The organism is Echinicola sediminis (assembly GCF_054777495.1).
The window spans coordinates 18,353-44,907 of sequence record NZ_BAAHAP010000046.1; the positions used below are offsets into that span (position 1 = coordinate 18,353).

Annotated in this window: 18 protein-coding genes; 15 read left to right on the forward strand and 3 right to left on the reverse strand. The window is 41.6% G+C overall.

Annotated elements, in window-relative coordinates; translation table 11 throughout:
• Positions 1 to 26 precede the first annotated feature (26 nt).
• The gene (locus tag ACYVAA_RS13005) at positions 27 to 1,160 is read left to right on the forward strand and encodes an efflux RND transporter periplasmic adaptor subunit (protein WP_460542343.1); all 1,134 of its coding nucleotides are present in this window, start codon (positions 27 to 29) and stop codon (positions 1,158 to 1,160) included.
• Between the two features lie 3 nt (positions 1,161 to 1,163).
• Complete coding sequence (locus tag ACYVAA_RS13010; RefSeq protein ID WP_460542345.1) at positions 1,164 to 4,568, forward strand: efflux RND transporter permease subunit; 3,405 nt, start codon at positions 1,164 to 1,166, stop codon at positions 4,566 to 4,568.
• 303 nt (positions 4,569 to 4,871) lie between these two features.
• Here the strand turns inward: ACYVAA_RS13010 and ACYVAA_RS13015 are convergent, their stop codons facing one another.
• Positions 4,872 to 6,737 carry a M1 family metallopeptidase gene (locus tag ACYVAA_RS13015; RefSeq protein WP_460542347.1) on the reverse strand — a complete coding sequence of 622 codons (1,866 nt, stop codon included), beginning with the start codon at positions 6,735 to 6,737 and terminating at the stop codon, positions 4,872 to 4,874.
• A 92-nt stretch (positions 6,738 to 6,829) separates the two neighbouring features.
• On the reverse strand, positions 6,830 to 7,915 hold the full coding sequence (locus tag ACYVAA_RS13020) for an endonuclease/exonuclease/phosphatase family protein (RefSeq protein WP_460542349.1): 1,086 nt from the start codon (positions 7,913 to 7,915) through the stop codon (positions 6,830 to 6,832).
• Positions 7,916 to 8,204: 289 nt separating this feature from the next.
• Here ACYVAA_RS13020 and ACYVAA_RS13025 point away from each other — a divergent pair, with 289 nt between their 5' ends.
• The 3 genes from ACYVAA_RS13025 (at position 8,205) to ACYVAA_RS13035 (ending at position 12,072) form a co-directional block, all read left to right on the forward strand.
• The gene (locus tag ACYVAA_RS13025) at positions 8,205 to 8,780 is read left to right on the forward strand and encodes a DUF2911 domain-containing protein (RefSeq protein ID WP_460542351.1); all 576 of its coding nucleotides are present in this window, start codon (positions 8,205 to 8,207) and stop codon (positions 8,778 to 8,780) included.
• Between the two features lie 486 nt (positions 8,781 to 9,266).
• Entirely contained in the window at positions 9,267 to 11,702 is a 2,436-nt protein-coding gene (locus ACYVAA_RS13030) for a penicillin acylase family protein (RefSeq protein ID WP_460542353.1), read from the forward strand.
• A gap of 1 nt (position 11,703) precedes the next feature.
• Positions 11,704 to 12,072 (forward strand): hypothetical protein, encoded by a 369-nt coding sequence (locus ACYVAA_RS13035; RefSeq protein ID WP_460542355.1) that lies wholly within the window; start codon positions 11,704 to 11,706, stop codon positions 12,070 to 12,072.
• 31 nt (positions 12,073 to 12,103) lie between these two features.
• Here the strand turns inward: ACYVAA_RS13035 and ACYVAA_RS13040 are convergent, their stop codons facing one another.
• A complete protein-coding gene (locus ACYVAA_RS13040) occupies positions 12,104 to 12,607 on the reverse strand; it encodes a UpxY family transcription antiterminator (protein ID WP_460542357.1) in 504 nt (167 codons plus the stop codon).
• 784 nt (positions 12,608 to 13,391) lie between these two features.
• Here ACYVAA_RS13040 and ACYVAA_RS13045 point away from each other — a divergent pair.
• The 10 genes from ACYVAA_RS13045 to ACYVAA_RS13090 form a co-directional block, all read left to right on the forward strand.
• Complete coding sequence (locus ACYVAA_RS13045; RefSeq protein ID WP_460542359.1) at positions 13,392 to 14,708, forward strand: UDP-glucose dehydrogenase family protein; 1,317 nt, start codon at positions 13,392 to 13,394, stop codon at positions 14,706 to 14,708.
• Between the two features lie 205 nt (positions 14,709 to 14,913).
• Positions 14,914 to 15,912: a mannose-1-phosphate guanylyltransferase gene (locus tag ACYVAA_RS13050; RefSeq protein WP_460542360.1), complete on the forward strand. Its 999-nt coding sequence runs from the start codon at positions 14,914 to 14,916 to the stop codon at positions 15,910 to 15,912.
• A 307-nt stretch (positions 15,913 to 16,219) separates the two neighbouring features.
• Entirely contained in the window at positions 16,220 to 16,984 is a 765-nt protein-coding gene (cysQ, locus tag ACYVAA_RS13055) for a 3'(2'),5'-bisphosphate nucleotidase CysQ family protein (RefSeq protein ID WP_460542364.1), read from the forward strand.
• 359 nt (positions 16,985 to 17,343) lie between these two features.
• Positions 17,344 to 17,856: an ArsR family transcriptional regulator gene (locus tag ACYVAA_RS13060; RefSeq protein ID WP_460542366.1), complete on the forward strand. Its 513-nt coding sequence runs from the start codon at positions 17,344 to 17,346 to the stop codon at positions 17,854 to 17,856.
• Between the two features lie 532 nt (positions 17,857 to 18,388).
• The gene (locus ACYVAA_RS13065) at positions 18,389 to 20,974 is read left to right on the forward strand and encodes an SLBB domain-containing protein (protein WP_460542378.1); all 2,586 of its coding nucleotides are present in this window, start codon (positions 18,389 to 18,391) and stop codon (positions 20,972 to 20,974) included.
• A 256-nt stretch (positions 20,975 to 21,230) separates the two neighbouring features.
• A complete protein-coding gene (locus tag ACYVAA_RS13070; RefSeq protein WP_460542368.1) occupies positions 21,231 to 21,611 on the forward strand; it encodes a four helix bundle protein in 381 nt (126 codons plus the stop codon).
• A 138-nt stretch (positions 21,612 to 21,749) separates the two neighbouring features.
• On the forward strand, positions 21,750 to 22,865 hold the full coding sequence (locus tag ACYVAA_RS13075) for a Wzz/FepE/Etk N-terminal domain-containing protein (RefSeq protein WP_460542370.1): 1,116 nt from the start codon (positions 21,750 to 21,752) through the stop codon (positions 22,863 to 22,865).
• A gap of 105 nt (positions 22,866 to 22,970) precedes the next feature.
• Positions 22,971 to 24,290, forward strand: coding sequence for a nucleotide sugar dehydrogenase (locus tag ACYVAA_RS13080; protein ID WP_460542372.1), 1,320 nt, complete (start codon positions 22,971 to 22,973; stop codon positions 24,288 to 24,290).
• A gap of 12 nt (positions 24,291 to 24,302) precedes the next feature.
• A complete protein-coding gene (locus ACYVAA_RS13085) occupies positions 24,303 to 25,493 on the forward strand; it encodes a UDP-N-acetylglucosamine 4,6-dehydratase (protein WP_460542374.1) in 1,191 nt (396 codons plus the stop codon).
• Between the two features lie 5 nt (positions 25,494 to 25,498).
• Positions 25,499 to 26,555, forward strand: a 1,057-nt coding sequence (locus ACYVAA_RS13090) for a DegT/DnrJ/EryC1/StrS family aminotransferase (protein WP_460542376.1), incomplete at its 3' end; no start/stop codon positions are given.

The following is a 26,555-nucleotide window of genomic DNA, read 5'->3' on the forward strand; positions in this document are numbered from 1 at the left end:
TAACATACCTATACCGCAACAGAAACATGAAAACCTTTTCCAAATTAGCATTGTCAGCTTTGACGATTTTGACTTTTTCTTGTGCACAAGAAGAACCGGGGCTGGCTGAAAAAAAGGCTCAGCTGAAGGAATTCAAAGACGAGTACCATGAACTGGGAAATAAGATTGAAGTATTGGAGCAAGAGATTTCTGAGCTCGATTCTTCATTTGCCATGAGCAACCGAAAGTCGGTGCTGGTAACCACCGTAAAGGCAAAGAACGAGCCTTTTGAACATTATGTGGAGGTAACCGGATCTGTCTTGTCCAAAAAGAATGTCAATATCAGCGCAGAGGTTTCTGGAAGAATCCAGGAAATCGAAGCATTGGAAGGAATGCGTGTGACCAAAGGACAGGTTTTGGCAAGGATAGATGCCGAATCGGTGGACAATAGCATCGATGAGCTGGAAAAGCAGTTGGAACTGGCCAATATCCTTTTCGAGAAACAGCAAAGACTTTGGGAGAAGGAAATCGGGACGGAAGTCCAGTTTTTGGAAGCCAAAAACAGAAAAGAAACCATGGAAAAGAACCTGGCTTCTTTAAAGACCCAGAAAAACAAGGCCGTGATAAGAGCTCCGTTTACAGGGACCATAGAAGATGTTATGGTCCGTCTGGGAGAGTTGGTGCAGCCAGGGATGCCGATTGTGAATTTTGTCGGTGAGAGTGACCTGTACATTGAGGGGGATATTTCTGAAACGTATGTAGGGGTGCTGGATAGAGGTGATTCAGTCAAGGTGGAGTTCCCGTCGATCGGAAAAGAAATCAATACCAAGGTGACTGCAGTGGGAGCCATTATCAATCCGGATAACCGGACATTTAAAGTGGAGGTGTTTCTACCCAAGATCCAATACGTCAAGCCAAATATGGTGTCAGTGCTGAGAATAAAAGACTATGAAAACCAAAAGGCCGTGACGGTTCCGACCAATCTTATTCAGCGGGACAATAAGGGAGAATTTGTTTTTGTGATCGAGGCGGGCAAAGCGGAGAAGCGTTACATCGCCAAAGGTGAGACCTATCATAGGGTTTCTGAAATCAAAGAAGGCCTTAATGGAGGAGAAGTATTAGTGGATAAGGGTTTCAGGGAAGTGGCCGAAGGTTCTAAAGTTCAAATTGTTGAAAGTTAATTTATGTCTGATCAATCAACAAACGGTAAAAAAGTAGTCAGGGAGTTTGGGCTGTCTTCCGCGGCCGTCAACAATAAGACCAGTGTGATCATCCTTTCGTTGATCATCACCTTTATGGGCTTGACGGCTTATATGACCATGCCCAAGGAAAGTTTCCCTGAAATAGTCATTCCTACGGTCTATGTGGGAACGCCTTATCCGGGCAACTCTCCAGTGGATATGGAGAACCTGATCACCCGGCCTATAGAAAAGGAGCTGAAGTCGCTGAAGGATGTGAAGAAAATCAACTCCACGTCCATACAGGATTATTCCACGATCATCATTGAATTTAACCCCAATGTGGATATTTCACGGGCCTTGCAGGATGTAAAGGATGCCGTCGACAAATCCAAAAGTGAACTGCCCACAGATTTGGATCAGGACCCCAATATCTTTGAGCTAGATTTTTCTGAAATGCCGATCATGTTTGTGAACCTTTCGGGAAATTATTCACAGGAAGAATTAAAGGAGTTTGGGGAGTACCTGGAAGATGAAATAGAGGCATTGCCTGAGATTTCCAAAGCAGACCTGACGGGAACCATAGACCGGGAGATCCGGGTGGATGCAGACCTGTTTAAGATGGAGGCCATGGAGGTGAGCTTTGGTGATATTTCCGACGCGATTTCTTCTGAGAATATTACCATTTCTGGTGGGAACCTGCTCAGTGGAGATTTTAGAAGGGCGCTCCGAATCACCGGGGAGTTTGAAGATCCTATGGAGCTGAACAATATCATCGTCAAAAACGAAGGCAATAATATTGTGTATTTAAAGGATGTGGCTTCGGTAAGTGATACTTATAAAGAGCGAGAAAGTTACGCCAGAGCATCAAAGCTGCCGGTAGTTACTGTTAATGTGGTCAAAAGAGGTGGTGAAAACCTGTTGCATGCCAGCGACAAGATCAAGGAAATCATCGAGGAGGCCAAAGCCAATCATTTTCCTTCTGATCTAAAAGTCAGCATCACTAATGACCAGTCCAAGTTTACCAGAAGCATGGTGGCCAACCTGGAAAACAGTATCATCTCAGGGGTGATTTTGGTGACACTGGTGTTGATGTTTTTCCTGGGTTTCCGAAATGCCTTGTTTGTAGGGATTGCCATTCCTTTATCCATGTTCATTTCCTTTATGGTATTGAACGCTTTTGGCGTAACCCTAAACATGATGGTGCTCTTCTCCATGATTCTGGCGCTTGGGATGTTGGTGGATAATGGGATTGTGGTGGTGGAAAATATTTACCGTCTAATGCAAGAGGGAAAAAATCCCATCAGGGCAGCCAAAGAAGGGGTAGGAGAAGTGGCTTGGCCTATCATAACTTCCACTGCTACCACGGTGGCAGCATTTGTTCCTTTGGCTTTTTGGCAAGGGATCATGGGAGAGTTTATGAAGTACCTGCCCATTACCTTGATCATTGTCCTGTCATCATCCCTGTTTGTAGGCTTGGTGATCAATCCTGTGGTGACCTCCATGTTTATGAAAATCCAGAACCTGGATAATGTAAAGCCTAAGAGAAGGTCATTTATCATTGCCGGTACCTTGATTACCATTGCAGCGCTTTGCTATGTGGCTAAAGTGTATGTAGTCGCCAATATCATGTTGATTGCTACTATTATCACTTTGATGAATGCCCTTTTCATGAAAAAGGCGATCAAGTGGTTCCAGGAAGAGTTTTTGGTATGGCTTGAAAACTATTATGAAAAGGTGCTTAAATATGCCCTTGGAGGGAAAAAACCTTATTTGTTCTTCTTTGGGATGTTTGGGGTGCTCATCTTCTCCATGGTGCTATTGATGGTGAGGTCTCCAAAGGTGGAATTTTTCCCGAGCAGTGACCCTAACTACATCAATATATTCATCGAGTATCCCATCGGTACGGATATAGAGGCCACGAATGATTTCAGCAAAAAAGTGGAAGATGAGGTGATCGCCATGATCCAACCGCACAAAGATATAGTGGAAGCTTTTATTGCGCAGGTGGGAGAAGGAACCAGTGATCCCTCAGAAGGTCCTAGTATGGGGGTGACCCCGCACAAAGCCATGCTTACTGTAAGCTTTGTGGAGTATCAGTACAGGGATGGGAAAAACACCTCGGATATCATGCAGGAGCTCCGGGAGGCCATGGCCAAATACCCAGGAGTACAGATCACCGTGGACAAGGAGCAGAATGGGCCTCCAGTGGGCAAACCGATCAATATAGAGGTGAGTGGAGAAAATTATGAGAAGTTGGTCGCCGAGGTGGAGGAAATCCGTGGTTTTATCAATGCTTCCGGTATAAGGGGAATTGAAGAACTCAAAATGGATTTGGAGACCGGCAAGCCGGAGCTGATCGTCAATATCGATAGGGAAAAGGCCAGAAGGTTTGGCTTATCCACTTATACCATCGCCAATGAACTTCGGACAGCCTTGTTTGGATTGGAAGTTTCCAAATACAAAGAAGGGGAGGACGATTATCCGATTGAGTTGCGGTTGGCAGATGAATACCGGTACGATGTGGATGCTTTGGTCAACAAGAAGATCTACTTCATGGATAAATTCGGTAATAAGAAACATATACCGATCACCTCAGTGGCCAATGTGGAATACAGTTCTACTTATGGTTCTGTAAAACGTAAGGACCTGGATAAGGTAATTACCATTTACTCTAATGTGGAGGAAGGTTATAATGCCAATGAAATCAATGAGCAGCTTAGGTCACTGATGGCAGATTATGAATTGCCCGATGGCATAGACCTTAAATTTACCGGGGAGCAAGAGGAACAGGCCAAGTCCATGGCATTTTTGATGAATGCGATGATCATTGCCGTTGCCGCCATATTCTTGATTATTGTGGCACAATTCAACTCTTTGATGACACCTTTTATCATTATGTGTTCTGTATTGTTGAGTACCATCGGCGTGTTTATCGGACTGTCTGTATTTAATATGGACTTTGTAGTAATCATGACCGGGATTGGGATCATTTCCTTGGCAGGGGTTGTCGTGAACAATGCGATTGTATTGATCGATTATACCAATCTGGTGAGAAAGCGGAAAAGGGCTGAACTACAGTTAGGAGAAGATGAACACCTGCCTTACGGTGATGTAGTGGGGAGTATCATAGAAGGAGGTAGAACCCGTTTGCGTCCTGTATTGTTGACTGCAATTACCACCATATTGGGTTTGATACCGATGGCGATAGGGATGAATATTGACTTCTTTACTTTGCTTTCATCATTCGATCCTCAGTTTTATATAGGGGGAGATAATGCAGATTTTTGGGGCCCGATGGCATGGACTGTGATATTTGGCCTAACCTTTGCAACGTTTCTAACGTTAGTAATAGTACCTGTCATGTATTTATTGGCAGACAAAATCAATATAGCTATTCGCAAAAAATAGTTTATGTAGATTTATTTAAAGGTTGGTGGTTTTTTAAGTGTTAAAACCTCCGGGACCCTGTCCCGGAGGTTTTTATTTTTAGTAGAGCTGGTGTTTTATTCATGGATGACTCGAAGTCATGCTATGAATTTATGCGGAATCAAGCGAAAAAGTTGTAATTAAATGATCCTATTATGAATATTCCTCTTCGTGTAATTAACCACAGAGGACCCGGTGGTTTCACCAAGGTCTCTGAGTTTAACGTATTTTCAGGTCACAATAGATTTTCTGTTGCATTTCCGGGTTAAACACCCCTCGTTAGTGTCATTGCATTTCTGGATCAGTATTATCAATTAGCCAGTTATTGTTTTCCCTATTGATATCGGCCAGCCTTAAGCTTGGGTCAATTTCTACGCTTTTGATGGTTTCTAATTTCTTTTCAATAATTACCTCCTTGGTAAGATTGGTCCACGGCCATCTTTGGGTAAGGATACGTTTTGGTTTTCCTGCTTCTTCAGGCTTGAGACCTCTTTGGATAACCAGTGGAAGGTAAACTGTTTCCTTGGAACCGTCCTGATAGGTAATGACCAGATCAATGGGCATTGGCATCAAGCCATCTCTCTGCAGCGTAATTTTAGTGTTGTCTCTTGAAGCTTCCACAGCCTTGATGGAATAGTCTATGGTCTTGGTGCTGTTTACCCAGTATTCCTTGTACCAATCCAATTCCAGTCCACTTTGCTTTTCCATAATGCGGATGATGTCATTGGTTTTGGGATGCTTGAATTTCCAATCATTATAATAGCGCAGCATTCCTTTTTGCAGGTTTTCCTGACCGATGATATAACCCATTTGCTCTAGGAAAACAGCTCCTTTGGAATAGGCAGCGGACCCATAGGCCAAATTGGTGTGGTAATGGTCCGAATGCGTGGTCATTGGCTCCTCTTTACCGGATTTCGCCAGTCTTTCATAGCCTACATAGGCGCCCCTTTGAGGGAAAGCGGATGGTTCTTCTGAAAAAATATTGGCCATTGTGAGGTTGGTGGCATAGGTGGTAAAGCCTTCATCCATCCAAGGATAAAGTGCTTCATTGGAAGCCAAAAGTCCCTGAAACCAGCTATGGGCCATTTCGTGGACAGTAACGCCTACAAGGCTTGCCAGTGTTCTTTCACCAGTAATGAGGGTAGCCATAGGGTACTCCATTCCTCCATCTCCCCCTTGAATGACGGAGTACTGCTTGTAGGGGTATTGGCCAAAGTGCTCACTGAGGAACTGCATGGATTTGGGAGAATATTCCTTTAGTTTTTCCCAGTTTTCAGCAGTCTTGCTGTTTTTGATATATAAATGGTGAAGGGTAATCCCGTTGTCCATTTGGATTTTGTCATGGGTATAATTAGGGTCAGCAGCCCACATAAAGTCATGCACCTGTGGCGCATGAAAGTGCCAGGTAAGTTTTTTGCCCCTTTGGCGCTTTACGGTTTGCCCTGCTTCTTCATACCCGTAGCCGATTTCTTCGGGGTTTTGGAGGTAGCCCGTTCCACCAAGGATATAAGATTTATCTATGGTGATTTTTACATCAAAATCACCCCAGATTCCATAAAATTCCCGCCCTATATAAGGGTTGGCATGCCATCCCTGGTCATCGTAATTGGCCATTTTGGGATACCATTGGGACATGGAATAACGGACGCCTTCTTTACTGTCCCTACCGGACCGTCTAACCTGCAAAGGTACCTGGCCTTCAAATTCCATAGAAAAGTTGACCGTACTGTTTGGGAGAATAGGGTTCGCAAGATTGACCTCGAGGATTGTTCCTACATGTTCGAAATCCACATTTTTTCCCTCCATTTTCAAGGAGTTTACTTTTAGGTATCCGATTTCTTCCGGGGTGAGGTGCTGGATTCGGTCCTTGACCCTGCCGTCAGGATCAATGATGGTCCTGGAACGAACGTCCATCATGCTGTTGGGCTGGAAGGCATTATAATAAAGGTGGTAGAAAACCCTGTAAAGTGTGTCCGGTGAATTATTGGTGTAAGCCAGCTCTTGTTCTCCCTTGTATTGGTTTTTATCGACATCCATTTCGATGTCCATTTCGTACTTTACGGCTTGTTGCCATCGGGTGGTCTGGGCGTGAAGGCTGAAAAAGCAGGTGGTCAGGCAGCCAATTAACGCGCTTACTCTTATTAATCTCATAGTTATAAATTTTTTCAAAAGTAAAAGAAAAACTAAAAAAGACCTAAACCGTCTGTCAAAGGTTAAAGCGAATCCCTCTTGGTCGTAAAGGATTATAGATTTTCTTCCTCCACCATAGCTGAATCAAGTGGATTTACCAAAGGGCCGGTACAGAATACGGCTTGGACAGGATAATGGTCTGAATAATCAACCTCCCTTAGTGTATTGAACTGCAAGGGCTTTAGGGTCTTACTGTAAAAGATATTGTCGATTCTTAGGAAAAAGAGCACCCGGTTAAAGGTAAAACCAAAACCTCTGCCCACCGATTCAAAGGCGTTTTCAAGAATACGCTTAATAGAAAAATAGGTATAGCTGTATGGGACGTCATTAAAGTCTCCCATCAGAATGACAGGGTATGGACTGTTTTTTATATGTTCGATAAGGATGTCTACTTGTGATGCCCTGCTCACCATTCCTTTGTTCAGTCTTCTCCAGGTCTTGCGGTAGTTTTCTTTGATGCCATCGATATTGTCAAGTTGGTCTGCCGGTATGCTCATGGATTCAAGGTGGACATTATAGACCCGGATGGTGTCTTTATTTACCCTAAGGTCAACGAACATGGCCCCGTTGGTTTTCCGGTTGTCAAATACCTTCCCTTCATGAATAATGGGATGTTTGGAGAAAATGGCCAGTCCAAAAAAACGTTTGCCTGGTTTTCCTTCCACCGACTGGACCGAGTGATGGTATTTGTCGCCATTACTGATAAGTTTTATGGCATTTCTGGAAGGGGTGGTATAGTCTTGGTAGAATTCTTGAAATCCCATGATGTCCACATCCTGTTCCCTGATCCAATTGAAGATGTTGGAAGAAATATTGGGGTCGTTGGCTTTAAGCCTTTCATAATTAAACATATGGGCATTATAGCTCATGACGGAAAGCCCCTCTTTGTTTTCATTTTTTTTGTTCAGTTGAAAAGTGACCCCGATAAATTTCCAGCCAAGTAAGATGGCTGCCAGGGGTAAAATGAAAAGCCTTCTTTTTGCCAGTGCCAAAAGTACCAAAAGGATAAAGTTGAGTACAAGAAGCACCGGTATGAACATAGGTACCAGGCCGGCATAGGGGAGCATTTCCGGAGAAATATTTACACCGAAAAAAAGGAGAGTAGAAATCAAAAATATCAGGAATACGATATATCGCATATCAGAAATTCTTATAAATGTTAGCGAAAATAGGGGATGATTAAGGGAATAACAAGTAAATAAGAACGTGTTAATCAAATATAGAAATAAACGGTCTATATTCGTTCACAAACAATAAGGGACGCTTCATCCTATTGGATGAAGCAATTCGTTTTTCTACTGGCAAATATCAGGCACTTTTGAAGTGCCATTTCAAGTAGAAGGAGGGTAAAGAGCATATTATTTGTTCAGTTTGGATAAGAATTTGAAAAAATGATTAAATTCGTTTGAAATCAACGATTCAATATTTATGAAAAAGACAAACACTTTATTTTTAATGCTATGTGTTTTTGGAGCCGCTCTTTTGAGTGGCTGTGGTGGAGGTGCTGATAAGAAGGAGGCTGCCGAAGGAAATGAACAAGAGGGGATGGCCATGCACGAGGAAGAAAGAGCCAGCCCTTTGAAAGTGGCAGAAGGACAAATTGGCGGCAAAAATGTTTCCGTTCAATATGGGGCTCCTTCTGTAAAGGGAAGAAAGATCTGGGGGGATTTGGAGGCTTATGGCGAAGTTTGGAGAACAGGAGCCAATGAGGCTACTCACGTGAATTTCTCTGAGGATGTTACCGTAGAAGGAGAGCCACTAGCTGCAGGGAAATATTCCCTATTCACGATTCCTCAAGAGGAGGGTGCTTGGACGGTGATTTTCAATTCTGAATGGAATCTGGAGCACGGCCATTATCAATACAAAGAAGAAAACGATGTGCTTCGGGTGCAAGTAATGCCTGAATGGGTCGAAGAAAACCAGGAACAATTGGAAATAACACTGGAAGATCCAGGTGTGGTAGTACGATGGGAAAAGCTTCGTCTACCGATAGAAATAAAATGAGTGCTTAGAAAAGATAGCATTAATCAATAATGAGAAGCTTCAGGGTATTTCCCTGGAGCTTTTTTTGGGCCTTGCCAAGTCACATCATTCTCATTAGTTTTTTAGTTTAAATTTGGTCCGCTAGAATTTTGAACATACTTTGGCTTATTTGGACAGAACGTAGGATGAAGTGAGTGAAAAGCTGGATGAATAGGTCAAAAGCTTAAAATATTCAGCCCTCAATTGATTGTAAATATTCTTTAATGGATTAAATTCGGATAATAATGTGACACGTAAAGTTGAACTTATGTCAGTAGCTGTTTATTCCGAAAGCATTTCTTTTAGAGTATTCTTGGTGATTTTTCATAAATCGATCGAGTGACTTAATTTATGCTGATTAGTCTCACACTAAAATCAGGAGAGATTGCATTTTATAAACCTATTGACAATAAAACAGACATTCCTATCATATGAGAGGGACGGTTTCCCTCAAAAGGTAACCATATTATGAAATATTTCGGTTTTTTGGTTGTACTTATCCTTACGCTTACCTTGGCTGTGGGGCTTTCCATTAATTTGGGGCCTGTCCCGCCTTTGGGTTATCTTTTGGATCCCAATCATGGATTTTGGCAAAACGCATACAGTGAGGATGAAAGAACAGAGGAGGAGGTCCGGTTGGAAGGCCTTCAGGGGCCTGTTACTGTTCACTATGACCAAAACTTGATCCCTCATATTTTTGCAGAAAATGAGCATGACCTGATGATGGCCCAGGGATATGTCACAGCAAAGCACAGGCTTTGGCAAATGGATTTCCAGACCCGTGCAGCAGCGGGTAGAATCGCAGAAATTGTAGGGGAAAGAGCGCTGGAATTTGACCGCATGCAGCGGCGAAAGGGACTTGTATATGGCGCCGAAATGGGATTTGAATTTATTAAAAAGAGCAGTCCGGAGACACTGGCCCTGGTGGAGGCCTATTCTAGGGGAGTGAATCAATTTATTGCTCATATGAACAGGGCTGAGATGCCTGTAGAGTATAAGATATTGGATTACAAACCCGAAAAATGGTCTGCTTTCAAAACTGTGTTATTACTGAAATACATGGCAGACATGCTGGTCGGTGACAAGGATATTGAATACACCAATTTGAGGAAAGCTTTGGGAGCAGAAATGATGGCCCGATTGTTTCCTGATTATTCTGCAGATAATGATCCGGTGATAGAGATGGGCAAAGAATGGGATTTTATTCCCCTTGAGATTCAGAAGCCAGACGATTTGGTGTATCCTGATTTTTCCATTTTGGTAGAGCCCATCCCTGGACCTGAGCCCGGGACCGGATCGAACAACTGGGCAGTATCAGGAGTGAAAACAAAAAGTGGTGACCCGATTTTGGCAAATGATCCTCATTTAAATTTGAACTTACCCAGTCTTTGGTATGCCATACAGTTAGGTACCCCAGAATTCACTGTCAAAGGGGCAAGCTTACCGGGGGCACTGGGCGTAATCAGTGGTTTCAATGAAAACGTGGCTTGGGGAGTGACCAATGCCACTAGGGATGTGAGGGATTGGTATGCCATAGAATTTAGAAATGACAGCAGACTGGAGTATCAATACAATAATCAATGGATACAAAGTACGGTCAGGGTAGAAGAAATCGACGTGAAGGGAGATTCGACTTTTATGGATACTGTCATTTACACCCATTACGGGCCGGTGGTATACGACAGGAGCTTCAGGTCTTCAGGTGAAAAAGTTGATTTTGCGCTGAAGTGGACAGCTCATGAAGGGTCAAATGAACAAAGGACATTTTTGGAGTTAAATAAGGCCAAAAATCATGGGGATTATTTGGCTGCTTTGAACCACTTCACTTCCCCCGCGCAGAATTTTGTCTTCGCGAGCAAATCAGGGGATATAGCCATGAAGGTGCAGGGCAAATTCCCTTTGAAATGGCCCGAGCAAGGAAAGTATTTGATGGATGGAAACAATCCGAAGTTTGAATGGGGCGGTTATATCCCTTTTGACCAAAACCCGGCAACACTTAATCCGGATAGGGGATTCGTGAGCTCAGCTAATCAGTATTCCGTTGGTCCCAACTATCCTTATTATGTTTTTGATGATAGTTTTGAGCATTACCGAAACAGAAGGATCAATGTGAGACTGACCGAAATGGAAAATATAACCCTGGAGGATATCAAGAAATTACAGTTTGATGATTATGATCTGCACGCTGCAGAGGCACTTCCTGTGATGTTGAATTACCTTACGCAGGATTCCACCAAAGTGTACGATGAAGCATCTAAAAATGCGATTGAGGTATTGAGAGATTGGAATTTCTTTGCCGACCCTACGGTATCCGGGCCTACCTTGTTTGCCATTTGGTGGGATAAGCTGAAAAGCAGCATATGGCAACAACTGGATCAGGAGGGGAAAGCGATTGTTTATCCGAACAATTATCAAACGACGCTTTTCATGACAGATTTCCCTAATGATTCCCTATTTGATATTGGCAGCACAAGTGCCCAGGAGGAAACGGTAAGCCATCATATCGAAGCAAGTTTTCAAGCAGCGGTGAAGGATTGGATGGCATTTAAAGATGAGGAGGAGAGTGATGCCTGGGCAAATTACAAAAAGACTTCGATTCAACACCTGGTGCCTGCTTTTTCTGCGTTTAGCTATGAGAATGTTGAAACAGGAGGAGGAAAGAGCATTATCAATGCTACCAGTTCGCGACATGGGGCTAGCTGGAGGATGGTGGTGGAGCTGGGAGACCAAGTAAAGGCTTTTGGGATCTATCCGGGAGGGCAGTCGGGAAATCCCGGAAGTAGGTTTTATGGGAGCATGATTGAAAAGTGGGCGAAAGGGGAGTACCTGGATTTTAGCTTACGATCGGTGAATCAGACCAGTGATGTTTTATTTACTACGGAGATAAATCCAAGCAAGAAATAAGATGAAGATTTTAATATATATTCTTTTGTTTGCCTTTGTGACCCTATTAGGAGGCCCATTCTTAAGTTATTGGCTGATGATGTTGGTATGGGCTATTTTGGGGGCGTTGATCGGTGGTGACAGTACCACTAAGTTTTTCTCTGCTGCTTTGGGCGTAGGAGCAGTGTGGTTTGGCCAGACCCTATGGATTTCTTTTACCACAGGATCTCCACTTCCGGAAATGATGGGGGAAATCATGCAAGTAGGAGGAAGGGCAGTGTTGATGGCAATTACCGGTTTGTTAGGTTTTTTATTGGGAGGATTCAGTGCCCTTACAGGAGACCGTTTTAGAAAGCTGTTTGAAAAGAAGAAAACTTATTATTTTAAGTGATTATCAGTGGTTTAACTGTTTTATTTACGGATCATGAAATCACTTCCAGGAACTTTCTGGATACGTTGACCATAACTGTCTGGTGGATACTTGGAACCCGGATGATAAAATAATCTTGGTTACCTTTTTGAATGCACTCACCTTCAAATCCCTGTAAAGGTCCGCCGAGTATTTTGACCTGTTCTCCTTCCTGGATTTCCGTATCTTCTACTTCTACCGCCACTCCGGTGGAAACAATCCGTTTGATCGCTTCAATTTCTTCATCCCTGACTACTGCATGGTTACCGGAAAAGTTAACGAATTTTACAGCGCCCTGTATCTGCAGCGCTTCCCAGAGACGGTTTCTTTCAATTCTGACAAAAAGATAGCCATTGAAAAGCGGTCGTTGTATTTTTTTCTTCCGGTCGCTCCATTGCCTAATCTCCTCAATTATGGGTAGATATACTTCAATACGGTTTTCTTCCAATCTTTTTGCTACCCTCTTTTCAGCCCTAGGAGCCGTATACATCACAAACCAATTGATTTCAGTGCTCATATTCCGGATCTTTAAAAAAAACAATATTAAAGAATATTTTACTGCAAAATAAAGATTTTGGGTGAATTCTGACAGATTCTATTATATAAACTGTTCAATTAAAAAGATAGGTTGTTCCGTTTCAGTGCCTTATTATGAAATAAAAAAGTCGATCTGTTAACCGGTCCAATTTGTCGGCAAAGATCTGGAAGCAACTCAATCTCGGTAGGATAAGAGAATATCTTATGAAAATGGGGCAGCACTTAGCTGTCCATCTGCTTTTGATCAAGGCCTTGATGAATTAGATCATTGGCTTTTCTATTTCATCAAGCGAGACCTGATGCATAAGAGGTCTCTTTATATTAGAGGGCTAAATATCAATGAAATATTTTCTAAAAATAAAGACCGTATTTTTTGATATAAAAAACATTTTTATATATTTGAATGTGTTTTTGGTTTATATGTGAAGGTCTAGGACATTTACCAAATGCGGAGTAACAATTGCTGAATTGGCTTATTTATAGGAAAGTCGTAATTTCGGGCTGAGTTTTTCGTTTTGGGAAATGTGGGTTTTTGATTTTAATAGGTAAAAGGGCTCAAAATATTCGGCTATTTTAATTTAAGAATGAATGCAAATAAAGGTTTAAAGATTATTTTAGCCTCATCTTACAAAAGAATTAATACTAGAATAACCATTTTCTTAGCTTTTTGGCCTTGCTTTGATAAGCAGATCAATGTCATGTAGTTTTGTGGATTTGAATAGTGTCATTGTATAGTTAAAACCATCAAAAGGATTGTATAAAATATGAAAATTACTGTAGTAGGAACTGGATATGTTGGTCTCGTATCAGGGGCTTGTTTTGCCGATGTGGGCATTGAAGTAGTTTGTGTTGATATCGATCAAAAGAAGATTGATAAGCTTAAGAATGGTATAATGCCCATTTACGAACCTGGTTTGGAAGAAATTGTGAAGCGGAATTATACAAGCGGAAGATTGAAATTTTCTACTAACCTAGGCGATGCTATCCAAGGTTCTGAAGTAGCTTTTATTGCTGTGGGAACACCTCCTGGTGAGGATGGTTCTGCAGATTTGAAGTATGTATTGGCGGTTGCGGATGAAATTGGCCGTACCATGAATGATTATATTGTCGTGGCGACCAAAAGTACGGTACCTGTCACCACAGGTTGTAAAGTAAAGCAGGCCATACAAGGGGCTCTAGACCAAAGAAAAAGTGACCTTACCTTTGCAGTAGCTTCCAATCCGGAGTTTTTGAAAGAGGGAGCAGCAGTACAGGACTTTTTGAAACCTGACCGTATAGTGATCGGAGTGGAGGACGAAAGGGCTGAAGAAATCATGAAAAGACTCTATAAACCTTTTCAGTTAAGTGGGGACAGAATTATTTACATGGATATTCCTTCCGCAGAGATGACCAAGTATACTGCGAATGCCATGCTGGCCACGAAAATCAGCTTTATGAATGATATTGCCAACCTTTGTGAGCTGGTTGGGGCAGATGCCAATATGGTGAGAGCTGGGATAGGTTCAGATCCTCGTATTGGAAACAAGTTTATCTATCCAGGTGTAGGCTACGGAGGAAGCTGTTTTCCAAAGGATGTAAAGGCTATTATCAAAACAGCCAAGCAGTATAATTATAATTTAAGGGTGCTTCAAGCGGTAGAGGATGTAAACGATGCCCAGAAACATGTATTGGTCAAAAAAGTCAAAAAGCATTTTGGAGAAGACCTAAGTGGGAAGACTTTTGCTCTTTGGGGATTAAGTTTCAAACCAAAAACTGACGACATGAGGGAAGCTCCGGCCATTGTAATCATCGATGAGTTAAAGGCAGCCGGTGCCAATATCAAGGCCTACGATCCCATTGCAATGGAAGAGGCCAAAGAAATTTATGTAGGCGATAAGGTGACGTACTGCAATGATGCCTATGATGCCTGTGTGGATGCAGACGCTTTACTGTTGGTGACAGAGTGGTCTGAATTCAGAATTCCAAGTTGGAGTGCGTTGAGCAAGCTTTTGCAAAACAAGGTTGTGTTTGATGGAAGAAATATTTACGACCGCAAATACCTAAATGAAATTGGCTTTACCCATTATGGAATAGGGGTATAAGCAAATAGAATACGACGAGGTCGTTTCATGATTTTTCCTTTATTTCTTCTCCGCCTATAGGTAGAGAAGAAATCTCCTCCGGTACGCATTTATGGCACAGGGAGATCACTTTGCTACGCTTGTGATGACAATTAATAATCATGATATGACCTCGTTTATGAATCATGTTGAATTTTTAGATAGCATATTATAAGTAATCAACGAAATGAAAATTATTAATGTAGTATTGTCAGGAGGAGTAGGAAGTAGGTTATGGCCGCTTTCGCGTAAAAGCTGCCCAAAGCAATACCTGCCTATTTTTGAAGGAAAAACCTTGTTCCAGAAAACCGTTGAAAGAAATAGGGATTTGTGCGAGCAGCTGATGGTGGTGGGAAATAAAGCAAATTATGAACTTTCCCGAAAAGATTTGCAGGGATTGGGATTGAGGGATTATGTGGAAATTATTGAAGCATGTCCAAGAAATACGGCTGCGGCAATTGCTTTTGCAGCATTGAAATCCGCACCGGAGGATATCCTATTTATTACCCCATCAGATCACCTTATTGATGCAGGAGAAGATTATGCCACAAGTGTTAATAGAGCAATTGAGCTAGCCAAACAGGACCATATAGTTACCTTTGGGCTGAGGCCAACACGGCCTGAAACCGGGTTCGGCTATATAGAGGCAAACGGGGAAGAAGTGAAGGGCTTTAGAGAGAAACCTAATTTGGATACTGCTGAGAAGTTTTTGAAGAAAGGTAACTTCCTTTGGAATTCAGGGATGTTTTGTTTTAAAGCAAAAGTGTTTCTCGATGAACTCGGAAAGTTTGCAGAGGAAGTCTTGAACAGTTCAAAAAATGCAATGGATGATGCCCAGGAAGGCTTTTTGAATCAAGAACTTTCGATGCAGATACCGTCCATATCAGTGGATTATGCTGTAATGGAAAGGACGGAGAAGATCAAAGTAGTCCCTTCGAATTTTTCTTGGTCGGATATGGGATCCTTTGAATCGATCTTTGAGTACATGGAAAACCATGGCTATAAAGCAGATGAGAATGGAAACATGATCATTGGCACGGAATTGCATACCGAGTTTGTTGGTCTTAAAGATACCATGCTCATTCAAACCAAAGATGCTATCCTAGTGCTTCAAAAAGAAAAAGCCCAGGATGTCAAAAAGGTGTTTGAAAAACTGGAAAAAGAGCGGCCCGAACTGGTAAATTAAAGTTAGCCTAAAGCGGCAAGTCTAAAGCCTGTGATTGAAAGTCGTAAATGAAAAACAGAAATCCAGAGAGATCAATAATTCTTAGGTAGATAAGGTATAAGGAGGACTTTGAGTCCTCCTTATTGTTTTCAAACAATTCAATGGGATAAATCCAGGTTTAAGTAAAATGATTTTCCGGGTTTTACTTTAAATTTCCTGAAGGGGGCTTTTTAGTTTTGCCTTGAGGAGAAGGTAGTGAATTAGAAAGGAAGGATTTCTCCATTTCCCCAAAAGAGGTTTTCAATGTTTTTATCAACAGAATTACATCATGTTCATTAATCTTAAAGAACTCACCCAGCTGGCAGTAAAAGCAGCAAGGGCAGCAGGAAAGGAAATCATGGAAGTTTACGATTCTTCCGATTTTGGAGTGGAGTATAAAAGGGATGATTCGCCATTGACCAAAGCGGATAAAGCGGCGCATCATGCCATTATGAGTTTCTTAAAGCCAACAGGACTGCCAATACTTTCAGAAGAGGGAAAGCACATTTCTTATGAGGAGAGGAAAGGCTGGGAATATTTTTGGATGGTGGACCCTATGGATGGAACCAAGGAGTTTATAAGAAAAAGTGGGGAGTTTACAGTCAATATTGCCTTGATACATAAAGGAAAGCCAGTACTGGGTGTTTTATATGCTCCGGTATTGAAGCAGATGTACTGGGCCAATCATGAAGAAGGGGCTTGGAAGGCTATTGATGAGGGAGAGGCAGTACAGCTCAAGTTGCTAAAGGTAGATAAGGTCAAAGCCTTGGTAGTCAGTTTGTCCCATCGAAACGAGGAGACACTGCGGTTCATGAAAGATTACCCTAAGGCAGAAATCATTAGCATGGGAAGTTCATTGAAGTTTATGTTGGTAGCAGAAAACAAGGCTCAGCTTTATCCTCGCTTAGGGCCGACCATGGAATGGGACACGGCTGCGGCACATGCCATTGTCGAAGCTGTAGGAGGGAAGGTGTTGGCTTATCCAGGATATCAGCCCATGAAATACAATAAAGAAAACTTACTGAATCCTTGGTTTGTGGTTTCCTCAGTTTGATGGATTGGAGTAATTTCATTTATAGAAACCAAACTTTTCCAAACATAAAAGGATTGAATGAAAGTTGTAATTTCTTAGCATCATTGCGAGAGGTCAACATTTTCTCAATTATAAAGAGCTAAACGACATAAAATAAAATATTGCTCTTACATCAAGGAAGTGAAATAAAGTTTTATACAAACTGTCGGGAGTATGTTTTTTAGGAAGCTAAGGTGCCGTTTTTTAAATTTTGCAGGTAATTTATGATAATGTTGTCAATTTTGTATTAAAGAAAGTTTTTTTGTTAAAAAACAGAAAAAGTTTGTCATAGTTCAAGGGACTGAGTACTTTTGGTGCTCATTACGGGAGGACATCTTTTTATGCTCGATTCTTTAATTACTTCCAAGACAAGATTACGACTTTTGGTAAAGTTTTTTATCAATTCAAACAACCATAGCCATCTCCGAGGGCTTGCCGAGGAGTTTGGTGAATCGACCAATGCCATTAGAAAAGAGCTGAATAATTTAAGCGAGGCAGGCTATTTACAAAAGGAGTTTGAAAAGAACCGGATCAGTTACAGTGCCAATACCCAACATCCCTTGTTTGGGTCTCTACAGCAAATCATTAGGAAATATGTTGGCTTGGACACCGTGGTAGAGGAAGTATTGAAAAGAATGGGAAGCGTAAATAAGGTGATATTGACCGGGGATTATGCCAATGGCCTGGATACAGGGACCATTGACATAGGGATTGAAGGAGATGCGTTAAATGAGGAATATCTCGACAATCTGGGGATAAGGATTCAGGCTATCATCGAACGGAACGTGAACTTTACCATTTTGGAGTCCAATACGCATTCTGGCATAATTTTATACAACAAAGCTGCCGAGTAAGGGAGGTCGTTTCCCTGCTCTTTTTATTTATCGACTAGCCCCTAAGCACAAGATGTGACTGACCGGGCGAAGCTGTGTCCGGAGCCGAGAGAGGTATGCTGAAGGCCTAAGGCCGGAAGCCGAAGGTTAACGTCGCGATTGAGTAAGCAAAAAACTCTTATAAATGTTATGTAAACGAACTTTCGACCTTAGACATTCGACAGCTATGACTATAATTATTTTGAGGAAAAGAGTATTGTGCATTAAGGGATCGGGGTTGAGCTGTAGAATCGATGAAAGGTAGAATTGTTTAATTGATGTATTTATGAAAGCTCCTTATGTTTATTTTTTTGAAAAATTGGAAGTAAGGCAATTGGCAAGACAATTAAGTGAGAAAGTTTATGAATTGCCCAAAGGTTTTCCATCTTATGGATTGTATAGCTTGACCAGTCAAATAAACGGGCTAGCACTTTAAATGATGGAGTTTAAGGCTTTTGGTTCAATACAATCCCACAGTGCAACGATAAAAGAATTCGACAATAACAAAAAAGGCATGTCCATCAATATCAAATCTTTTTATTTCACCATACTCGTTTTTATTACAGCGCTTACGCTTCAAGCCCAATCTTTGTCCAATATCCAAAATGTCAAGGTAGACGATTTGACAGATGCACAAATAGCGGCATTGGTGCAAAGGGCGGAGGAGCAAGGGATTTCCAAGTCGCAAATCCCCATGCTGGCCAGGGAAAGGGGGCTACCTGCAGGTGAGGTCAGTAAATTGACTTCCCGAATCAATCGACTCGGTATGTTCAGTGCTACAAGTCAGCAGGACAGTGTGGGGAATACCATGCGGCAGAGAAGAGTAATTACTCCTTTGGGGGGGATATTGGAAAAGGATTCTTTGAATTTATCCGAACAACAGAAAAAAATATATGGCTTCGGTTTGTTTCACAACAAGCAGCTCAACTTTACCCCTAGCCTAAACATTCCTACCCCGCAAAATTATATCATCGGAACAGACGATCAATTATTGATTGATGTCTATGGAGATTCACAGCAGTCCTATAATCTGTCCGTCAATCCAGAAGGAAAGATTTATATCCCCAATGTAGGGCCGATAAATGTTGGGGGTGCCAGTATTGGGGCTGCAACTGCCAGGATCAAAAAAGAATTGAGTAGTATCTATGCCGATTTGAACAGTGCCACCCCAAGAACTTTTCTGCAAGTCCGTTTGGGAAATATCCGTTCGATCCAGGTTTCTCTGGTAGGGGAATTGGAAAATCCAGGAACCTATACCTTGCCCTCCTTTGCTTCCGTGTTTAATGCTTTGTATGCCGCCGGTGGTCCAAATGAAGATGGATCTTTTCGAAGAATACAGGTTTTTAGGGATTCCAGGCAGGTGGCCGAAGTCGATGTTTATGAATTTTTGACCAATGGCAATGAGCAGCAGAATATTAGGCTGCGGGACAATGATGTCATTATCGTACCAGCAGTACAAACCAGAGTGGAAGTTCAAGGGCCTGTTCGGAGGGAAGGTCTATTTGAGATCAGCCCAGAGGAAGACATCAACGACCTGATCCGCTATGCAGGCGGTTTTAAAAGTGAAGCCTATACCCAACGAATTGCGGTGAGAAGACTTTCAGACCAAGCCAGAAAAGTGGCAGATGTCAGCAAGGAGCAATTTGGAAGCTTCAAGGTTCAGGATGGCGATTTATTTTTGGTAGGCGAGAAGTTGGAGCGATTCGAAAACAGGGTACAGGTCTCAGGAGCCGTTAACCATCCGGGCGAATTTGCCCTATTCGATGGAATGACGGTTAAGGACCTTATCGAAAAGGCAGAGGGATTAAGAGGGGAGGCGTTTTTGAACCGCGCGACACTTTACAGAACGCAGGAAGACATGACCTTGGAAATTGTTCCGGTAGATGTCAGGGCTGTGGTGAACGGCAATGCCCAGGATATAATGTTGAAGCGGGAGGACGTGCTGCATATTCCGAGCAAGTATGATCTGAAAGAAGAGTATTACGTGAAAATTTCCGGAGAGGTGAACCGGCCGGGAGCATTTGCTTTCGCGGAGCAAATGACCGTGGAAGACCTGATTTTAAAAGCGGGAGGATTTAAAGAGTCGGCCTCCAATGCCTATATTGAAGTAGCCAGAAGGGTGAAAGATCGAACCAATGGGCAGATTGCGGAGATTTTTACGATTGACATAGATGAGCATTTGGAAGTGAGTGGCAAGGAAAAAGAATTGGTTTTAGCGCCATTTGACCATGTAATTATCAGAAGAAGTCCGGGTTTTCAAAGAGAGAAGATAGTGACAGTGGAAGGAGAGGTGAATTATCCCGGGGAATATACGATCGCTACGGCAACAGAACGGATTTCCGATCTTTTGAAGCGTTCAGGGGGACTTAATCAGTTTGCCTATTCCAAGGGAGCCAAGCTGATCAGAAGAACTGAATATTTTACCCCCCAGAGCGATAATGAAGTCAATGCCCAATACCTTCGGGAGGTGAAAAATAACCTGATCAAAGAAGACGGAAAAAATACTGAAGCGGAGAACAATATCCTTTTGCGCATCGATGAAAAGATCAGTCAACGGGGAGGGAATATTTCCAATCAAAAGGGGTTGGCTGCCGATGAATTTAGGGCAGAAAGGGTGGCCGATGTATTTCAGGCCGATAGCACTGGGGGCACCAAAGAGGCTTTTAAAACGCAGGAATTGATTGGGATCGATTTGGATTATATCATGGAACACCCTGGATCAGATCAGGATTTGATTTTACAGGCGGGGGATATTTTAAGCATTCCTAAAGAATTGCAGACCGTAAGGATGCGCGGAGAAATATTATTGCCGACCTCTGCCCGGTATGAAAGTGGGCATGGTTTCAAAAAATACATTTCAAAAGCAGGAGGTTTTACGGACAATGCCCGTAAAGGGAAGTGCTATGTGGTGTATGCCAATGGGGATGTGGAACGGACCAAAAGCTTTTTGTTCTTTAAGAATTACCCTCATATTGAGCCGGGCGCGGAGATTATTGTTCCTGAAAAACCTGAGAGAGAAGGGATGTCTGCCACCAATTGGATTGGATTGGCCTCTAGCTTGGCTACCTTGGGGATACTGATTGACCGGTTGGTGCAATAGGAACCCGTCACTCCGAGGCTTGTGGGCAGGGTCCGGGGGAGAAAGCCGTGGGAGTCCCGCATTTAGAATAGTGATTCGAGTAATCGATAATCGTGATTTGGGATTCGAGTAATAGAGATTAGAATAGTCGGGATTGGGTATTTGAGTAATTGGGATTTGTGATTGGAGAATCGGGGATTGGTAATCTGGGATTAGTGTTTTTGGGATTTGAATAGAAGCATATGGTTTTCCAATTAATAATGAACAAGGAATAGATATGGGAGCTTATACATCGTTTGAAGAATTGAAATGCTGGCAGTCATGTGATGAACTCAAGCGGTTTATAAGGGAGGAGGTACTGACAACGTTACCCAAGCACGAGCGATATGAATTATTTAGCCAGCTGTTAAGAGCAAGTAGGTCCGCTACGGCGAATATAGCAGAAGGCTGGGGCAGGTATCATTATAAAGAAAACATTAAATTTTTATTGAACGCTCGAGGGTCTGTTGCTGAAATTTTAGATCATGGTATTGAAGCGAAATCTTGGGATTATATCGATGATGCAGCTTTAAATCATATAAGAAAAGACTGTGAAAAGTGTCTCCAATTAATCAATGGGTATATTCGATACCTGAGAAATCAAAATGGGGAAAAGTGAACCATTGGGATTTCAGCAATTGGAAATTGAATGTTGCTTTCTAAATCCCGAATCAACGAATCACCAATCCCGAGTAATCCAATACCGAATCTCGAATAGCAACAACATCCTAGGCCTTTAGAATATTTATTATAAAGTATGAACAACGATTCAAACAAAAACACCACCCCAGATACAGAAGACGAAATCGACCTCCTTGCCTTGGCCAAAACCATTTGGGATAAGCGAAAGCGGGTGTACCGTATAGTGGGGCTTTTTATTGTGCTGGGTTTGTTGGTTGCTTTGCTTTCTCCAAAGGAGTTTACCGCCAGTGGAATTTACCTGCCCCAAACTTCCGAAGGAGCAAAAGGGGGCGGCTCTTTGTCCGGGTTGGCCTCTTTGGCAGGGATCAACTTGGGAGGAGCTGTAGGAGGTTCAGAAATACCGCCAACCTTATATCCTAAGATTGTGGGAAGCATTCCTTTCAAGAAAGAAATGCTGAAAGCACCGTTAAACTTTGAGGGAATTGATCATGAAGTGAGCTACCAAGAGTATTATGAAGAATATTATTCGCCTGGTGTATTGGGGCTTATAAAAAAATATACGATTGGATTACCGGGGGGGCTCATCAAGGCAATTAAGGGAGATGCTGAAGAAAGCTTAATAGCTGAGGAGGGGGAGACAATTCTTAACGTTAGTCAGAAAGAACTGGCACATTTCAAAAGGTTAGATGGCCAGGTTTCCATTTCTTTCAATGATAAAGAAGGCTTTGTGCAATTATCTGTTGTTATGCCGGAAGCAAAGGCTGCAGCGCAACTCACAAAGTATGCAGAGGCTTTGCTGCAAAAAGAAGTAATTGCTTTTAAGGTTGATAATGCCCAAGAGCAGTTGAAATTTACGGAAGAACGCTATCAGGAAAAGAAGAGGGAATTTGAGGAGGCTCAAGGGCGTTTGGCCAAGTTTAGGGACCGCAACCAAAATATTTCAAGTTCGGTAGCTTTAAATCAATTGGAAAAACTGGAAGCAGAGTACAACCTGGTTTTCTCCGTTTATTCTGAGTTGGCCAAGCAACTGGAACAGGCCAAATTGCAGGTGAGCAAGGATACGCCGGTATTTTCAGTGATCCAGCCGGTTACCATTCCTGCAGAAAAATCAGCACCCAAAAGACCGTTGATTTTGGTGGTTTTTAGTATGCTGGGAGTGGTGATTGCTTTCGGGATTGTTTTTGGTGATGAATATCTTCGGAGTTTAAAGCAAGAGTGGAATCAAGTTTAAAACAACCAATTATAGTTTTCTATTAACGGGATTTCAAAGTTATCCACATACCTTTATTGGGCTTTTAATTAATAAACTAAATATTAAAAACAAATATTTACTAATATGAACACACCACTTTTACCGCTAAATCAATCAAAAATTGCAGTGATAGGTTTAGGATATGTAGGCTTACCATTAGCCGTAGAATTAGCAAAGTTTTATCCAACTGTGGGATACGACATTTCTCCTAAAAGAATAAAAGGATTAGAAGAAGGTCATGACTTTACCTTGGAGGTGGAAGATGAAAAGCTGCAGGCTTCTTTGATAAAATCTCCAGTAGATTTGGATAAAAAAGAGAAAGGTTTTTTACCTTCCAATGCGATCACTGCTATTTCCTCTTGTAATGTCTTTATAGTAACAGTTCCTACCCCAATTAATGAGCATAAGACACCAGATCTTCAGCCCTTGATTGCTGCCAGCACCATGCTGGGAAAAGTGCTGAAGAAGGGAGATGTGGTGATTTATGAGTCTACTACTTACCCTGGTTGTACAGAAGAGGATTGTGTGCCGGTTTTGGAAAGAGAATCAGGCTTGAAGTTTAACCAGGACTTTTACTGTGGTTATTCCCCGGAAAGAATTAATCCAGGAGATAAAGTAAATACATTAACTAAAATCAAAAAAGTAACTTCCGGATCTACGCCAGAAGTAGCTGATTATGTAGATGACCTTTATGCTTCCATCATTGAAGTAGGAACGTACAAAGCCTCCTCCATCAAGGTAGCGGAAGCATCTAAGGCCATTGAAAATGCCCAAAGGGATGTGAATATTTCTTTTGTTAATGAGTTGGCCTTGATTTTTGATCGATTGGGTATAGATACCAACGAAGTATTGGAGGCTGCCGGGACCAAATGGAATTTCCTGAAATACAAACCTGGTTTGGTAGGAGGCCATTGTATTGGAGTAGATCCGTATTATTTGGCCCATAAGGCAGAGCAAGTGGGATATCACCCAGCAGTGATACTTTCGGGAAGAAGGGTGAATGATAATATGGGTATGTTTGTAGCCAATAAGGTGATCAAGTTGATGATCCAAAAGGGAAAAACCATCAAAGGCAGTAAAGCTTTGATTTTGGGCTTTACCTTTAAAGAAAACTGTCCGGATATCCGAAATACCCGAGTGATAGATATCTATAAAGAATTAAGTCAGTTTGGTCTGCAGGTAGATGTTTATGATCCATGGGCATCCAGCGAGGAAGTTTATGAAGAATATGGTGTCAGTTTAACTCCAAAAGATGATTTGAGTAAATACGATACCATTATTTTAGCAGTTGGACATAAGCAATTTTGTGATATGGATCTGGAAGCCATTAAATCAAATGGTCATACAGTGCTGTATGATACGAAGGCTTTTTATGCGAAAGAACTGGTTGATGGGAGATTATAAGTAGGCTTATATATGATGGATATCTTAAACTTAATAGGACGAGACAGAGCCCTTTTTAGTGAGGATATAGGAGCTTTTGAGGAGGAGTTATCAAAAAAAGTTACTAAAGCTAAATTTTTGGTAATAGGCGGAGCAGGGTCAATAGGTCAGGCTGTAACCAAAGAGATTTTTAAAAGAAATCCTCTGAAACTCCATGTTGTTGATATTAGCGAAAACAATATGGTCGAGCTTGTCAGGGACATAAGAAGCTCTTTAGGCTATATTGATGGAGATTTTAAGACTTTTGCCTTGGATATAGGTTCGGTTGAGTTTGATGCATTTATCAAGGCGGATGGTAATTATGATTATGTAATGAATTTGTCTGCGTTGAAGCATGTAAGAAGTGAAAAGGATCCTTTCACTTTAATGAGAATGGTTGATGTTAATATATTAAATACCATCAAAACCATCCGTCAGTCTCAGAAAAATCGAGCCAAAAAGTATTTTTGCGTGTCAACTGATAAGGCTGCAAACCCAGTGAATATGATGGGGGCTTCTAAGCGGATAATGGAAATGTTTTTGATGCGAGAAAGTAAACAGATTCCTATTTCAACCGCTCGTTTTGCCAATGTAGCCTTTTCAGATGGTTCTTTGCTTCATGGTTTTAATCAGAGAATATTAAAAAATCAACCCATAGTAGCTCCCAATGATATAAAAAGGTATTTTGTTACTCCTCAGGAATCTGGTGAGTTATGTTTGATGTCATGTCTTTTGGGAGAAAATGGAGATATTTTCTTTCCTAAACTGAGTGATGAGCTGCACTTGATTACTTTTTCTGAAATAGCTGAAAAATATTTACTCGAAAGAGGATATGAGCCTTATTTATGTGGCTCTGAAGAGGAAGCACGTGAATTGATTCATACTCTTCCGTCAGAAGGGAAGTGGCCTTGTTTGTTTACCTCCAGTGATACCACTGGAGAAAAGGATTTTGAGGAATTTTTTGTGGAACATGAAGAATTGGATTTGGAAAGGTTCCTCAATTTGGGAATAGTAAAAAGCCAATTGGAATTCGACGAGCAAAAGCTGGAAGAATTTTTAATGAAGATTGATACATTGAAGCGGGGGCTGGAATGGTCCAAGCAAGATATAATTACTTTATTTAATAATCTTTTGCCTAACTTCGATCATAAAGAAACCGGCAAATACTTAGATAGTAAAATGTAAATGATATGAGTTATAGAGTTCCATTATTTGACCTCAATTTTGACGAAAGAGAAGAAAATGCAGTAATAAGTGTCATAAAGTCAAAATGGATTTCAACAGGGCCAAAAACGCATGAGTTTGAAAAGAAATTCTCTCAAATGCTGCAAGTGGAGCATGCATTAGCAGTTTCCAATTGCACTGTTGCGTTACATTTGGCTTTGCAATTGGTTGGAGTAAAAGAGGGAGATGAAGTAATATGTCCTTCTTTGACATTTGTGGCAACCTGTAACGCAATTAGATATGTCAATGCTGTACCCGTTTTTGCAGATATTACGGATGCTGCGACACCAGTGGTCGATCCTGAAGATATTGCACGCAAAATCACGAAAAAGACTAAAGCTATCGTGGTCATGCACTATGCAGGTTTCCCTTGTGATATGGAAAAGATCATGCAAATAGCTCAAAAGCATAATTTGAGGGTGATTGAGGATGCTTGTCATGCGCCTCTATCTGAATTGAACGGTAAAAAATTAGGGACAATTGGAGATATCGGATGCTTTAGCTTCTTTTCTAACAAAAATATCAGCACCGGAGAAGGCGGAATGTTGGTGACCAATAATCCAGACTATTTTGATAGAGCAAAATTGCTCAGGTCACATGGAATGACCACGATGTCTTTTGAACGAGCCAAAGGCCATTCTACAGCCTATGATGTCATTGATTTAGGCTATAATTACCGAATGGATGATATACGGGCTTCAATAGGGATCGTTCAATTGGATAAGCTGGAGGAGGATATAAAAAGGAGAGCTTTAGTGAGGAACTATTATTTGGAAAGCCTAAAAGAGTGCAAAGAAATTATTATTCCATTTAAAGATCATATTGTATTTAGTTCCAATTATATCTTTCCTGTGGTTTTGAAAGATGCTTCTGTCGAGGAAAGGGATGAAATACGAAACATTCTTGCCGAGAAAGGAATTCAAACCAGTATTCACTATCCTGCCGTTCATAGGTTTTCGATCTACAAAGAGTTTTATGTAGACCTGCCTAAAACAGATGAACTTGTCAATAAGCTTATAACAC

Excerpts from the sequence above, each read along its gene's own strand:
- ACYVAA_RS13005 (WP_460542343.1), top strand. The coding sequence starts at position 27 with ATGAAAACCTTTTCCAAATTAGCATTGTCAGCTTTGACGATTTTGACT.
- ACYVAA_RS13010 (WP_460542345.1), top strand. The coding sequence starts at position 1,164 with ATGTCTGATCAATCAACAAACGGTAAAAAAGTAGTCAGGGAGTTTGGG.
- ACYVAA_RS13015 (WP_460542347.1), bottom strand. The coding sequence starts at position 6,737 with ATGAGATTAATAAGAGTAAGCGCGTTAATTGGCTGCCTGACCACCTGC.
- ACYVAA_RS13020 (WP_460542349.1), bottom strand. The coding sequence starts at position 7,915 with ATGCGATATATCGTATTCCTGATATTTTTGATTTCTACTCTCCTTTTT.
- ACYVAA_RS13025 (WP_460542351.1), top strand. The coding sequence starts at position 8,205 with ATGAAAAAGACAAACACTTTATTTTTAATGCTATGTGTTTTTGGAGCC.
- ACYVAA_RS13030 (WP_460542353.1), top strand. The coding sequence starts at position 9,267 with ATGAAATATTTCGGTTTTTTGGTTGTACTTATCCTTACGCTTACCTTG.
- ACYVAA_RS13035 (WP_460542355.1), top strand. The coding sequence starts at position 11,704 with ATGAAGATTTTAATATATATTCTTTTGTTTGCCTTTGTGACCCTATTA.
- ACYVAA_RS13040 (WP_460542357.1), bottom strand. The coding sequence starts at position 12,607 with ATGAGCACTGAAATCAATTGGTTTGTGATGTATACGGCTCCTAGGGCT.
- ACYVAA_RS13045 (WP_460542359.1), top strand. The coding sequence starts at position 13,392 with ATGAAAATTACTGTAGTAGGAACTGGATATGTTGGTCTCGTATCAGGG.
- ACYVAA_RS13050 (WP_460542360.1), top strand. The coding sequence starts at position 14,914 with ATGAAAATTATTAATGTAGTATTGTCAGGAGGAGTAGGAAGTAGGTTA.
- cysQ (WP_460542364.1), top strand. The coding sequence starts at position 16,220 with ATGTTCATTAATCTTAAAGAACTCACCCAGCTGGCAGTAAAAGCAGCA.
- ACYVAA_RS13060 (WP_460542366.1), top strand. The coding sequence starts at position 17,344 with ATGCTCGATTCTTTAATTACTTCCAAGACAAGATTACGACTTTTGGTA.
- ACYVAA_RS13065 (WP_460542378.1), top strand. The coding sequence starts at position 18,389 with ATGTCCATCAATATCAAATCTTTTTATTTCACCATACTCGTTTTTATT.
- ACYVAA_RS13070 (WP_460542368.1), top strand. The coding sequence starts at position 21,231 with ATGGGAGCTTATACATCGTTTGAAGAATTGAAATGCTGGCAGTCATGT.
- ACYVAA_RS13075 (WP_460542370.1), top strand. The coding sequence starts at position 21,750 with ATGAACAACGATTCAAACAAAAACACCACCCCAGATACAGAAGACGAA.
- ACYVAA_RS13080 (WP_460542372.1), top strand. The coding sequence starts at position 22,971 with ATGAACACACCACTTTTACCGCTAAATCAATCAAAAATTGCAGTGATA.
- ACYVAA_RS13085 (WP_460542374.1), top strand. The coding sequence starts at position 24,303 with ATGATGGATATCTTAAACTTAATAGGACGAGACAGAGCCCTTTTTAGT.